General features: G+C 70.2%; 13 protein-coding genes. 6 read left to right on the forward strand and 7 right to left on the reverse strand.

Annotation, left to right across the window (positions count from 1 at the left end; translation table 11 throughout):
• Positions 1–59: 59 nt before the first annotated feature.
• Together B1H50_RS07705 and msrA are read left to right on the forward strand one after the other, a co-directional pair.
• On the forward strand, positions 60–551 hold the full coding sequence (locus tag B1H50_RS07705; RefSeq protein ID WP_080463206.1) for a GreA/GreB family elongation factor: 492 nt from the start codon (positions 60–62) through the stop codon (positions 549–551).
• 93 nt (positions 552–644) lie between these two features.
• Positions 645–1,343, forward strand: a complete 699-nt coding sequence (gene msrA / locus B1H50_RS07710) for a peptide-methionine (S)-S-oxide reductase MsrA (RefSeq protein WP_080463207.1) — start codon at positions 645–647, stop codon at positions 1,341–1,343.
• Between the two features lie 152 nt (positions 1,344–1,495).
• Here msrA and B1H50_RS07715 read toward each other — a convergent pair whose 3' ends face one another.
• Entirely contained in the window at positions 1,496–2,110 is a 615-nt protein-coding gene (locus B1H50_RS07715) for a LysE/ArgO family amino acid transporter (RefSeq protein ID WP_080463208.1), read from the reverse strand.
• A 117-nt stretch (positions 2,111–2,227) separates the two neighbouring features.
• Here B1H50_RS07715 and B1H50_RS07720 point away from each other — a divergent pair, with 117 nt between their 5' ends.
• Positions 2,228–4,096 (forward strand): ABC-ATPase domain-containing protein, encoded by a 1,869-nt coding sequence (locus B1H50_RS07720; RefSeq protein ID WP_080463243.1) that lies wholly within the window; start codon positions 2,228–2,230, stop codon positions 4,094–4,096.
• Positions 4,097–4,225: 129 nt separating this feature from the next.
• On the opposite strand, the gene B1H50_RS07725 is transcribed toward B1H50_RS07720, so the two are convergent.
• Positions 4,226–4,780, reverse strand: a complete 555-nt coding sequence (locus B1H50_RS07725; RefSeq protein ID WP_080463209.1) for an NADPH-dependent FMN reductase — start codon at positions 4,778–4,780, stop codon at positions 4,226–4,228.
• Positions 4,781–5,085: 305 nt separating this feature from the next.
• The gene (locus tag B1H50_RS07730; RefSeq protein WP_080463210.1) at positions 5,086–5,625 is read right to left on the reverse strand and encodes an NADPH-dependent FMN reductase; all 540 of its coding nucleotides are present in this window, start codon (positions 5,623–5,625) and stop codon (positions 5,086–5,088) included.
• A gap of 425 nt (positions 5,626–6,050) precedes the next feature.
• On the opposite strand from B1H50_RS07730, the gene B1H50_RS07735 reads away from it, so the two are divergent.
• Positions 6,051–6,941, forward strand: a complete 891-nt coding sequence (locus B1H50_RS07735; protein ID WP_080463211.1) for a hypothetical protein — start codon at positions 6,051–6,053, stop codon at positions 6,939–6,941.
• Positions 6,942–7,024: 83 nt separating this feature from the next.
• Here the strand turns inward: B1H50_RS07735 and ilvA are convergent, their stop codons facing one another.
• Positions 7,025–8,611: a threonine ammonia-lyase, biosynthetic gene (gene ilvA, locus B1H50_RS07740; protein ID WP_080463212.1), complete on the reverse strand. Its 1,587-nt coding sequence runs from the start codon at positions 8,609–8,611 to the stop codon at positions 7,025–7,027.
• Positions 8,612–8,940: 329 nt separating this feature from the next.
• Here ilvA and B1H50_RS07745 point away from each other — a divergent pair, with 329 nt between their 5' ends.
• On the forward strand, positions 8,941–9,666 hold the full coding sequence (locus tag B1H50_RS07745; RefSeq protein WP_080463213.1) for an NYN domain-containing protein: 726 nt from the start codon (positions 8,941–8,943) through the stop codon (positions 9,664–9,666).
• Positions 9,663–9,899, forward strand: a complete 237-nt coding sequence (locus B1H50_RS07750) for a PIN domain-containing protein (protein ID WP_080463214.1) — start codon at positions 9,663–9,665, stop codon at positions 9,897–9,899. The genes B1H50_RS07745 and B1H50_RS07750 overlap by 4 nt, the downstream gene beginning before the upstream one ends.
• Before the next feature lie 17 nt (positions 9,900–9,916).
• Here B1H50_RS07750 and B1H50_RS10145 read toward each other — a convergent pair whose 3' ends face one another.
• From B1H50_RS10145 to B1H50_RS07760, 3 genes are all read right to left on the reverse strand, one after another.
• Positions 9,917–10,036, reverse strand: coding sequence for a helix-turn-helix domain-containing protein (locus B1H50_RS10145; protein ID WP_373284828.1), 120 nt, complete (start codon positions 10,034–10,036; stop codon positions 9,917–9,919).
• A 12-nt stretch (positions 10,037–10,048) separates the two neighbouring features.
• Positions 10,049–11,932, reverse strand: a complete 1,884-nt coding sequence (gene ilvD, locus B1H50_RS07755; protein WP_080463215.1) for a dihydroxy-acid dehydratase — start codon at positions 11,930–11,932, stop codon at positions 10,049–10,051.
• A gap of 176 nt (positions 11,933–12,108) precedes the next feature.
• Positions 12,109–12,516, reverse strand: a complete 408-nt coding sequence (locus B1H50_RS07760; protein ID WP_073453665.1) for an FKBP-type peptidyl-prolyl cis-trans isomerase — start codon at positions 12,514–12,516, stop codon at positions 12,109–12,111.
• Between the last annotated feature and the right edge of the window lie 37 nt (positions 12,517–12,553).

A 12,553-nucleotide genomic window follows, 5' to 3' on the forward strand; every position in this document is an offset into this window, starting at 1 on the left:
CCACGACGCCGTCGTCGGCCCACCACTGATCACCAGATCACCAGATCGAGGAGAACCCCATGGCCGCGGATACCGAGAAGCAGGGAACCTGGCTGACCCAGGAGGCCTTCGACCGCCTGAGCGCCGAGCTCGAGCACCGCAAGGGCGAGGAGCGCAAGGAGATCGCCCAGCGCGTCGAGGCGGCCCGCCAGGAGGGGGACCTGCGCGAGAACGCCGGATACCACGCCGCCCGCGAGGAGGCCGCCCTCAACGAGGCCCGCATCATCGCCCTGACCGAGACGCTGGAGAACGCCCAGATCGGCGAGGCCGCCGACGATGGCACCGTCTCCGCGGGCACGATCGTCACCGCGAAGGTGGCCGGCAAGGAGCAGCGCTTCGCCCTGGGCGGCCAGGAGATCGCCGAGGACGTCCCCGAGGGCGTCAAGGTCTTCTCCCCCGACGCGCCGCTCGGCAAGGCCCTCATGGGGCACGCCGCGGGCGAGAAGGTCTCCTACGACGCCCCGAACGGCAAGAGGATCACTGCGGAGATCCTCAGGGTCAGCCGCGTCTGACGCTGCGCCGCCGTTCATTCCCGCGCCTCGCCTTGAGCGAAGGGAACGGGGATGGGGGCGACCCGGCCAGCAGCGGGACGGTAGCGTTCTCCTATGAACGCTCCGTCCCGCAATCACGTCATCCCCGGTCGCGAGGCACCCGTGCTCCCCGAGCCCGGCGACCACGTCGTCCTCGGCGCTCCCCTGACAGGCCCCTGGCCCGAGGGCACCGAGGTCATCTACCTCGCCGGCGGCTGCTTCTGGGGCGTGGAGCGGATCATGTGGCGCCAGCCCGGCGTCGTCGTCACCTCGGTGGGGTACATGGGCGGCACCACACCCAACCCCACTTACCAGGAGGTCTGCACCGCGCGGACCGGCCACGCCGAGACCGTCCTGGTGGCCTACGACCCGGTGGTCGCGGGGCGCGGCGGGGAGGCGCTGCTGCGCGCCTTCTGGGAGAACCACGACTCCACCCGGCTCAACCGCCATGGCAACGACATCGGCCCCCAGTACCGCTCCGCCGTCTGGACGACGACGCCCGAGCAGTACGCGGTGGCGATCGCCACTCAGAAGGCCTTCCAGAGCGAGTTGAGCCGGCTCGGGCTGGGGCGCTCCGTGACGACGATCGATCCGGCGTCGGCGCAGTACGCAGAGTTCGGCGGCCCCTACTACCTGGCGGAGGACTACCACCAGGGCTACTTGGAGAAGAATCCCGGTGGCTACTGCAACCACGGGCCCAATGGCGTCACCTGCCCCGTGGGGATCGCGAACCTACCCTCGCAGGTGGATGTGCTGCCTCCTCAGCGGGTGTGAGCGGGAGAAGTGGCGGGGTTTGAGGATTCCTTTTTCTGACACCTAGTCATATCCCAGATAGTCGCAGGTTAGAGCGGTACGCGCTCGCACGCAGGCGGATTGGACCCCGGGCAATCCTCAAAGCTCGCCATTCTCGGCGAGCAGGGGTCGGCTCAGGCGCCGGTGGCGAGGTGCCAGGCGACGAGGAGCATGACGACGCCGACGAGTGCGTCAACGATCCTCCAGGTGCGGGGGCTCGCGAGCAGTCCGGACAGCGCCCGCGCCCCGAGGCCGAGCCCGGTGAACCAGATGACGGAAGCGGCGATGGCCCCAGCGGCCGCCCACCAGCGATCGGGACCGAAATGGTTGGCGACCGTGCCGAGCATGAGCACGGTGTCGAGGTACACATGGGGGTTGAGCCAGGTCAGGGCGAGTGTCGTGATGGCGACTGAGCCCGCGCCCCGCAAGACGGCCTCTTCCAGGGCGCCGGGGCGCAGCGCCGAGCGGAACGAGTTGATCGCGAAGAGGACCAGGTAGGCGACACCTCCCCAGCGCAGGGCCTCCAGCACCCAGGGAGCGAGGGAGGACACGACCCTGACCGCGCCCGTCCCCACGGCGATGAGGATGGCGTCGGAGAGCGCGCAGATGAGGATGACGAGCCCGATGTGCTCACGGCGCACGCCCTGGCGGAGCACCCAGGCGTTCTGCGCACCGATGGCCACGATGAGCCCCAGCCCCGTGCCAAGTCCGGCTAGGGCGGGGGCCAGGGAGGCGGGCAGCCCATTCATGATCTGGGATGATAGAGGATGCGGGCGCCCCGCCCCGCACCCACTCGCATGGCGATCGGCGGCGAGGACCGCGCGCGCTCAGGCGCCCACCTGCGCACCGTATGCCAGGATCTGCCCATGAGTGATGACAGGTACTCGGGCAGGGACGGCCGCCACGCCAGGCAGGACGGCGGCGATCGGCGCGGGGGCGACCGCGGTTATCGGGGCGGCTACCGCGACGGCGGGCGGGGAGGCCCCGGCTACCGCGACGGCGGGCGCCGCCGTTATGACGACGAGCCGCGCGACGGGGAGCTGAGCGACCTCATCGGCCACCTTCATGCCCTGGACGGGCGCGCCTACCCGTCCTACCGGGCGATCCTCGGGCGCTACCTGGCGCCCGAGGGGTGGTCACTCCACATCGACCGGGTCCAGGCCGACCCCTATGCCCCGCCGACGCGCATCCGGGTCACCGCGCCCACCTCCCTGCCCTCGCTGGCGCTCCTGGCGCGTGAGGGCCTGCTGGCGACAGCGGACCGCCGCCTCGCACTCGCCGATTTCCTCGCCCGCGAGATCCACGCGGGATTCAAGGGCACAGCCCTGTCCATCGCGGCACCCGGTCAGGAGATCCTGGAGCGCTCCGCCGTCGTTCTCCTCCCGGCCGCGAGCAGCGCCGAATACTCCGGCGACTGGAGCATCGAGGTCCGCGCCCGCATGGCCCTTCCCGCCCAGGGCCGCTCCATCCAGGGTCATGGGGCCGCCAGGATCGTCGGCCGGGATCTCATCCGCGAGATCGACACGGCCCTGAGCCTCACAGGCGCGCGCGCTGAGCGACTCCTCGCCCATGTGGAGGCCCTGGAGGACCACCGGGCCCTCACGGCGGCGGTCCGCGAGGCGGGCTGGGTCTCCTTCCTCGCCGATGGCTCCCTCCTGCCGCGCCGATCCGGGGTGAGCGACGAGCCGCTGCGCTCGGGCGGCGTCGCCCTGAGAGCACCGGAGTCCCTGGCCGCCACGGTCGATCTTCCCCATGCCGGGGCGGTCCGCGGCACGGCCGTGCCGGCGGGCGTGACGGTGATCGTCGGCGGCGGCTACCACGGCAAGTCGACACTGCTGGCGGCGATCGAGCGGGGCGTCTACCCGCATGTGCCGGGCGATGGGCGCGAGCTCGTGGCCACCGTCCCCGACGCCGTCAAGGTGCGGGCCGCCGATGGCCGGGCCGTCACGGGCGTCGACCTCACGCCCTTCATCTCCCACCTGCCCGCGGGCCGGGACACGGCCGCCTTCACCACCCGCAACGCCTCGGGCTCGACCTCCCAAGCCGCGGCGATCGTCGAGGCCGTTGAAGCGGGGGCCACGGCGCTGCTCCTCGATGAGGACACCTCGGCCACGAACCTGCTCATCCGCGACGCGCGCATGCGCTCGCTCGTGGCCGCCGAGCGCGAGCCGATCACTCCGCTGGTGGACAGGGTGGGGGCGCTGTCCTCGCGCTTGGGCGTCTCCACGGTCATGGTCATGGGCGGTTCCGGCGACTACCTGGATGTGGCCGACCATGTCCTCCTCCTGGACTCCTATGAGCTGCGCGACGCCACCGAGCAGGCGCGAGTCGTCGTCGCCGAGCAGCCCCGGGAGGGGACCGCCCTGGAGGACTTCCCGCTCGGCTCCGGTCGCATCCCGGCGCCCGCCCCGGAGCGCACTCGGCGCGGCCCGATCCGCACCCGGGCCCGGGGGACCGACGCGCTCACCCTGGACCGCGAGGAGGTCGACATCTCGGATGTGGCCGGGATCGTGGACCCGGGCCAGGCCGAGGCAGCGGCCCATGCCCTGCGCGCCCTGCTGGAGCAGCGCTTCGACAGCGCCTCCACACTGCGCGAGTGCCTCGACGACCTGGAAGCCCTGCTCGACGACGAGGGCCTGGACGCACTCGACGAGGGCGGGGCGTTCCTCGTACGGCCCCGGATGGTGGACGTGGCGGCGGCCGTCAACCGCTACCGGCCACTCGAGGTGGGCTGACCGAGCGGGCACCGCGCAGTCCTCTGCCTCCAGGACGCGGCGAGTGGGCCCGGTGATCTTGCAGTCACCGGGCCCATTCGCGGGGAGGAGCGCCGTCCGTGCGCGGTGGCCCGCATCAGCGGCTCGCGCTCAGCGCAGGGTGGACAGGGCCTTGTCCTGGGCGACGAGGGCCTGGACGAGGCTGGCGGCCTCGCCGTCGTGGAAGGCTGCGGGGGCGAAGGCGCCGCCGGAGAAGTCGGTGGCGAGGTGCAGGTTGACCTGGGCGCCGACGACGCCGGTGGTGAAGTTGGCCAGGATGGCGCGCAGGTGCTCGATCTGGCGGTGGCCCGCGGAGTAGGAGTAGCCGACGAGGCCAATGGCGCGGTTGGCGAGCACGGAGGGGGTGATGAAGTCGATGGCGTTCTTCAGGGACCCGGGGACCGAATGGTTGTACTCGGGGCTGACGATGATGAAGGCATCGAATCCGGCGAGGGCCTCGTTCCAGGCGACGGCGGCCGGGTCCTTGGCCGGGGCCGCCATGGGGGGCAGCTCCTCGGCGAAGATGGGCAGGTTGAAGGAGGCGAGGTCGAGGACTTCGGCCTGGACTCCCTCGGCCTCGTTCGCCCTGGAGGCGATCCATTCGGCCACGGAGGCCCCGGCGCGGTTGGGGCGGACAGATCCGAGGATGACGGCGATCTTGGTCATGGCAACTCCTTGGTGTCTCTCGGTACCACATCTGAAGTACTTGAATTATTAAGTACTCTAGGCCTTAGCGCCTACCCTCCGCAACCACGACTCGCCTCACCGGCCGAAGCTCCATTACCTCCTGCAGGCACTCGCACCCCCAGAGCCGGAAGAGCCGGAAGCATGGAAAACGCCCCTCGCGCGGACCAGCGCTTGCTGGTCCGCACGAGGGGCGCGACGCCCAGGGAGGCGCCATCGCAGCGCTTCATCCTCGTGTCAGGTCACTGGGATCCGCGCGGTATTGCATCAGGAACAGCCAGGGCACATCAGTTTGTGGCAGCGACGATCGCCCTGACCATCGCCGGAACCTCGCCCTCGCGGAAGGCCGCCGGAGTGAACTCGCCGTCGGTCCAGTCGGTCGCGACGTGCAGGGCGACATGCGGGCCGACGACGAAGGAGTTGAAGGATCCCAGAACCTGGCGCAGGTGCTCGATAGCGCGCAGGCCGAGCTGGTAGGAGTAGCCGACCACGCCGGTCGCCTTGCTCTCGAGCACGGAGGGGACGAGGTAGTCGATGGCGTTCTTCAGGGACCCGGGGATCGAGTGGTCGTACTCGGGGGTCACGAAGATGACGGCGTCATAGGAGCCGAGCTTCTCGTTCCAGGCCACACCGGCGGGGTTCTGGGGCATGGCGATGGCCGGTGGGAGCTCCTCGGCGAAGAAGGGGAGGTTGAAGTCGGTCAGGCGAAGGACCTCGGCCTCGACGCCGTCGACCAGGCTGGACTGGGCGGCGACCCAGTCGGCGACGGCGGCACCGGCTGAGGTGGGGCGGACGGAGCCGTGAACGACGGCGATGCGGATGGGCATGAGGGACTCCTTGCAGGAATTGTGAATATTTAAAATGCCAACCAATAAGTCGAGCACCATCTAGTTGATATATGAATCATTTTAGTGGCCGGCCCCCACTTGTCAAAGCCTCATCACATGGCGCGAAGACCACACATAAGCTCTTCATGACCCACATATCTCGAGATGCTCCGGTTCGGCGCCCTGTTGGGGAGGGCTCCGCCGTGGGCACGCGCTCTCAGCCTAGCGTCCTCCGCATGAGCGCAGTGAGACCAGCACGACACTATTCCCACCTCCGACACCCTTCCCCCCGATCATCACGCTCGCGACGGGCGGCAGGCACCGCCTCCCGCGCCTCATCCCGCCAGGCGCCACCGCATTCCTCCCCGCCTGATCCATTCCTGCCCGACCTGTCCGTCCGCGATGCCGACTGGCTGCGCGCGGAGATGCTGCGCCAGGTCTGCCTGCGCTTCCCCGGGAGCCGACTCGACTCGCCCGTCTCGCTGCGCACGCCCCAAGGCGCGAGACTCGTCCTGCACCGGATCGCCGCGTGCCTGGCCCGCACGGAGCGGGAGCTGTGGGAGGAGGCCCTGGGCCATCACATCAGCGCTCTCATGGCGGCCGTGCGCCCGGACGGCATGCCGCGCGAACTCGAGGACTACTCGGACGAGGAGGTACTGGGAGCCCTGAGGCTGCGACTGGTGCCTCCGAGCAGGGATATCCCCGCCGAGGCCGATGAGCCCGAGATCGCCCCGGGCCTGCGCCTCACGCGCGTCATGGACATCGGCGGGCTCCTGGTCTCCCAGCCCTCGGCCCGCCTCTATGAGCGCCTGGGCGAGGAGAGGGTGGACGCCGCCGCGCTCGCCAATGCCCGCATCGTCCTGGACAGGGCGGAGCACGTGGACGCCGGCGAGGGCATCCATCTCATCGGCTCGGACTCGATGCTGACAGCGGCGCTGGCGATGAGCCTGACCGAGGTATGCCAGCAGCGGAGCATCCCGCATCCGCCCGACGGCTTCGTCCTGACGCTGCCCGAGCAGGAGTCGCTGGGAATCCTGCCCCTGGCCGAAGGCGTCGATGAGGCGCATCTCAATGCTCTGCTGACGTGGTCGCTGACTCGGTGGGCGCGCGCGGAGCACCCGCTATCGGCCCTGCTCTACCACGTGAGCGCCGACGGCTCCTGGTCACCGCTCACGGCACCGGGGCCCTCCATCGAGCGCCCGCTCATCACTCTGAGGGATCTGCCCGAGCCGATCTGGCGCCACTTCGCATGGTTCTTCACGCCCTACGACGAGTACCCGCCGGACGCCCTGCCCGGCATGGCCTTCGGGCTATGAGCGCGCCGCCCGCCGGTACCGGGCGGGCGGCGCGGTCCGCGCGGTACCGCCGTCCGTACTGGTCGTACTGGCGGCGGCGGGCCTCAGCGCGCCAGGAAGAAGCCGGCGGCGGGGTCTTCCGTCTCCTCGTGGTAGGCGTAGCCGAGGCGATCCATGTGCTCGCGCAGCTCGCGGGCCTCCGCCTCCGGACTGAGGCCGCGGGCCCCCACCTGGAAGGCGCACAGGATACGGCCGTAGTCGGCGCCGTCGGTCCGGTAGTGGAAGAGGGTGACGTTCCAGCGGGTGCCGAGCACTTCGAGGAAGTGGACGAGCGCCCCCGGGGACTCGGGGAATTCGAAGCTGAAGAGCCGCTCGGTCAGCCCGGCCGGGGCCCGCCCCCCGATCATCGAGCGCACGTGGACCTTGGCGAGTTCGTCGTCGGTGAGATCGACGACGCCGTACCCGGCCCTCTCCAGGTCCGCGACGATCTCGGCGCGCTCCTCGCGCCCGCGGCTCAGCCCCACGCCCACGAAGATGCGGGCGGGGCCGGGCTCGAGGGATCCGTCGAGGCCCGGCGCCGCCCGGTAGTTGAACTCGGTGACGCTGCGCCCACCGAGGATCCGGGCGAAGCGCAGGAAGGAACCGCGCTCCTCGGGGATGGTCACCCCCAGGATCGCCTCGCGCTGCTCACCGATCTCAGCGCGCTCGGAGATGTAGCGCATCTGGTGGAAGTTGAGGTTGGCTCCCGAGACAACGCATGCCAGGCGCTCCCCGGCCAGGCCGCGCTCGGAGGCGTAGCGCTTGAGGCCGGCCAGGGCGACGGCGCCGGAGGGCTCGGAGATGGCACGCAGGTCCTCGAAGAGGTCCTTGACGGCGGCGGAGACCTCGTCGGAGGAGACTGTGATGACGTCATCGAGCAGCTCGGAGCACAGGCGGTAGGTCTCATCCCCGATGCGGCGCACGGCCACGCCCTCGGCGAAGAGCCCCACCCGGCCGAGCGTGACGGGCGCGCCCTGGGCGAGTGCCGCGGTCAGGCAGGCGGATTCCTCGTGCTCGACGCCGATGATGCGCACATTCGGCAGGAGCTGCTTGATGAGCACGGCGATGCCGGAGGCCAGGCCGCCCCCGCCCACGGGCACGAAGACGCGGTCGAGCCCGGCATCCTGCTGGATGATCTCCAGGCCGATGGTCCCCTGACCAGCGATGACACGGGGATCGTCGAAGGGTGCCACATAGGTCAGGCCGTCCTCGTCGGCCAGGCGCTGCGCCTCGGCCTTGGCGGTGTCGAAGTTGTCGCCGTGGAGCAGGACCTCTCCGCCCAGGGCGGCAACGGCGTCGACCTTGATGCGGGGGGTGACGGTCGGCATGACGATGAGGGCGCGGCAGCCGAGCAGCGCCGCGGACCGGGCGACGCCCTGGGCGTGATTCCCGGCCGAGGCGGTCACCACACCGCGAGCGCGCTCGTCGTCGGAGAGCATGCGCATGCACGTGTAGGCGCCGCGGATCTTGAAGGAGTGGACCGATTGCAAGTCCTCGCGCTTGGCGGCCACCTCACAGCCCAGGCGCGCGGAGAGGGCGTCCATGCGCTGCAGGGGCGTGTGCTCGGCGGCCTCGTAGACGGGGGCGCGCAGGATCGCGCGCAAGTACTGGGAGGAGTCCCACGGGGTATCGGTGCCGTCAGGTTCATTCACGTCGTCAGCCTAGAGGAGTCGGCTCGCGGCCCCGTCGGCGCCACCAGTCCGTGGCCGCCGGCTATCGCCGGGCCGGCGGTGACACACAGGTGGACAGCGGGACCCGCGCCGGGGCCGTGGACAGTCCAGCGCCGCCGCCTGGCTCCGCCTCCGGCGCGGCGGCCCGGCCTGACCACGACCCCTACGACGCCCTCAAGACGCCCCTCACCATGACGTGAGTCACTATTGCGCGTGATGGTCATGCCCGAATATTCTTAAACCATAACTCCCCGCCGTCCTCAAGGACTGGCGGGGTCTAACTTTTTCCGGAGACCTCCGCGACCCTCAAGATGGCAGTCGTCGTCGACTACCAGAACATCCACCTCACAGGAGCATCCCTGTTCCTCCCCGGGCCCCCACCCGAGGAGGGCCTCATCGACCCCTTCCGCTTCGCCTGCCAACTCGCCCAGGCGCGCAACGCCAAGATCACCGATGAGCGCCACGGGGCCACCATCGAGCGCATCGAGGCCTTCCGGGGCCCGCCCATCCAGCAGGACGACCCCGGCGCCTACCGGCGCAGAAAGCAACCTGGGAGCGCGGACACCACGCCATCACGCCCACGCACCGCCTGTTGCGGCCACCGCCCCGCCGCGGTATGGTTTCCTCATTCCGCCCCGCAATCCTCTCGGATTGGCGGGGTTTTTTGCCCAGGTGAGGTACCCGTCATGGATCGCGTCGCCGTCTTCGTCGACTACCAGAACGTCGTCGGCTGGGCGAAGCGCTGCTTCAGCGCCGCTGACGGCCACATCCGGCCCAAGACCGCAGCCGAGCTCCTCGTCAGCCGCCGCCGCAGACCCAGCCAGCTCGTCGGCACCCGCGTCTACCGCGGCCGGCCCAACCCCACACGCCAGGCCGTCTCCGCCCGAGCCAACGACCGCCAGACAGCCGACTGGGAAGCAACCGGCGTCACCGTCATCCGACGCAACCTCCAGTACCCGCCCCAGTGGCCCGACATCCCCGCCTCCGAGAAGGGCATCGACGCCGCCATCGCGTCGACCTCGTCAAGCACGCCATGAAGGGCAGCATCGACGCCGCCATCGTCTTCACCAGCGACACGGACATCCTCCCCGCAATCGAGCTCGTCTACAACGAGACTCCCTGCCACGTCGAGCTCGCCTGCTGGAGCGGCGGCCGCCGCCTCCGCATCAACAGCACCCAGACCCCCTGGTGCCACTTCCTCACCGAGGCCGACTTCCTCCACGTCCAGGACCCCACCGACTACGCTGACCCGAACCTCCCCAGCACCTGACGCCTCACTCCCACGCCTCATCGGCTGAGTGCTCGGTGGAGGGTGGAGCGGTGCACGCCCAGATCGCGGGCCACGACCGCCCTGGGCACGCCCGCGGCCACGCGCTCCCTGGCCTGGGCGAGGTCGGCGTCACTCAGGGAGCGCGCGCCTCACATGCCGAGCCTGGACAGGTCGCGCACGGCGCCCAGGTCTGCGCTTGTGGCGAGCATGGCGTAGGCGCGCAGCGCGGCGCTCACGTGGCGCGGGCGCTCCTCGTGCGGCGTCCAGGCGGCCTCGCCCCGAGCCTCCTCGGCGGCGCGGCGCGAGGCGATCTCGTCGTCGGACAGGCGCACGGAGATCGAGCGGGCCGGAATGTCGATGTCGATGACATCCCCCGTGCGCACGAGCCCGATGAGCCCGCCCGCCGCGGCCTCCGGGGAGACGTGCCCGATGCTCAACCCCGAGGTGCCGCCGGAGAAGCGGCCATCGGTGAGCAGCGCACACTCCTTGCCCAAGTGCATGGACTTGATGTACGTGGTCGGGTACAGCATCTCCTGCATGCCCGGACCGCCGCGCGGGCCCTCATGGCTGATGATGACGACGTCACCCGCCTTCACCTTCCCCCCCAGGATCCCCTCGACAGCCTCGTCCTGAGACTCGAAGACCACGGCCGGCCCGGAGAAGGTGAGGATGGAGGCGTCCACGCCGGCAGTCTTGACGATGCAGCCCTTGGTCGCGATGTTGCCGAAGAGGACCGCCAGGCCGCCGTCGCGCGAGTAGGCGTGCTCCAGGTCGCGGATGCAGCCGGCCTCGCGGTCAACGTCATGGGACTCCCAGCGCGAGGCCTGGGAGAACATCTCCGTGGTGCGCACGCCCGCGGGCGCCGCGAGGTAGCGAATCCGGTCCGCCTCGCTCACCGAGGAGCCGAGCGCGCCGTCGTCACCGGGGCGGGCCAGGTCGAAGGCGGCGAGCTCGTCGTCGAGGGTGCAGCGCAGGACCGTGCGCGTGGATGTGTCCAGCAGTCCGGCGCGGTCGAGCTCGCCGAGGATGCCCATGATGCCGCCGGCGCGGTGAACGTCCTCGATGTGGTAGATGGTCGTCGACGGCGCGACCTTGCACAGGTGCGGGACCTTGCGCGAGAGGCGGTCGATGTCGGCCATGTGGAAATCGACGCCGGCCTCACGGGCCGCGGCCAGCAGGTGCAGGACCGTGTTCGTGGAGCCGCCCATGGCGATGTCCAGGCTCATGGCGTTCTCGAAGGCCGCCTTGGTGGCGATGGAGCGCGGCAGGACGGTGGAGTCGTCACCCTCGTAGTAGGCGCGGGTGATCTCCACGATCTGGCGGCCGACGGCATCGAAGAGCCCGCCGCGATCGGAGTGCGTGGCCAGCAGCGTGCCGTTCATGGGCAGGGCCAGGCCCAGGGCCTCGGTGAGGCAGTTCATGGAGTTGGCGGTGAACATGCCCGAGCAGGAGCCGCAGGTGGGGCAGGCCAAGCGCTCGATGGCGGAGATCGTCTCATCATCCACGGTGGGGTCGGCGGCGTCCATCATGGCGTCGATGAGGTCGAGCTTGCGGGTGGTTCCGTCCGCGGCTGTCATCTTGCCCGACTCCATCGGCCCGCCGGAGACGAAGATCGTGGGGATGTTGAGGCGCAGCGCGGCCATGAGCATGCCGGGGGTGATCTTGTCGCAGTTGGAGATGCACACCAGGGCGTCGGCGCAGTGGGCGCCCACCATGTACTCCACCGAGTCGGCGATGAGGTCGCGCGACGGCAGGGAGTAGAGCATGCCGTCGTGGCCCATGGCGATGCCGTCATCGACGGCGATCGTGTTGAACTCCTTGGCGATGCCGCCCGCCGCCTCAATCCGGCGGGCCACGCGGCGGCCGACATCGCGCAGGCCGACGTGCCCGGGGACGAACTCGGTGAAGGAGTTGGCGATGGCGATGATGGGCTTGCCGAAGTCGGTGTCCTTGACACCGGTGGCGCGCCAGAGCGCGCGGGCACCGGCCATATTGCGGCCAGATGTGGAGGTGGCGCTGCGGTACCGCGGCATAAGGGCTCCTGTTCTCGGCTCGGCAGGGCCGACGACGATGAGGCGATGCCCAGATTAGCGGCCACCATGTCATCTCGATGCGGGTGGTCACTGTGCGGTCCTCGCACGCGCCTCTCGCTCCGGACCGGTCTCGTTCCTGATGTCGACCGGTCTCGGCGAAGGGGGGTGGGCGCTGCTCACATGACGCCGAGGATCTCCGTGACGAAGACGAGGGTGGCGCCGCCCTTGATGCCGGCCTGCGGCACGCCGCGCTCACCGTAGCCGAGCTCGGCGGGGATCGACAGCAGGACGCGCGATCCGACGCGCTGGCCGACGAGGCCGTCGTCCCAACCGCGGATGACCATGCCGACGCCGATCTGGAAGCTCAGGGGCTGGCCGCGGTCGTAGGAGTTGTCGAAGACGTCGCCGTTCCAGGACTGACCGAGGTAGTGGGCGACGATGGTGTCCCCGGCCTCGACGACCTGGCCGTCACCGGCGTCGAGCACCTGGACCTGGAGGCCCGCGGGGGCATCCGGGCCGGGGAAGGTGAGGACCGGCTTGGTGCCCTTGGCACCCTCAACAGTGGGCATATTCGAGTTGATCATGCGCGCCAGCCTACGCGATGAGCCCTGGCCCTCGCTG

Source organism: Actinomyces gaoshouyii (genome assembly GCF_002072175.1).
Lineage (GTDB): Bacteria > Actinomycetota > Actinomycetes > Actinomycetales > Actinomycetaceae > Actinomyces > Actinomyces gaoshouyii.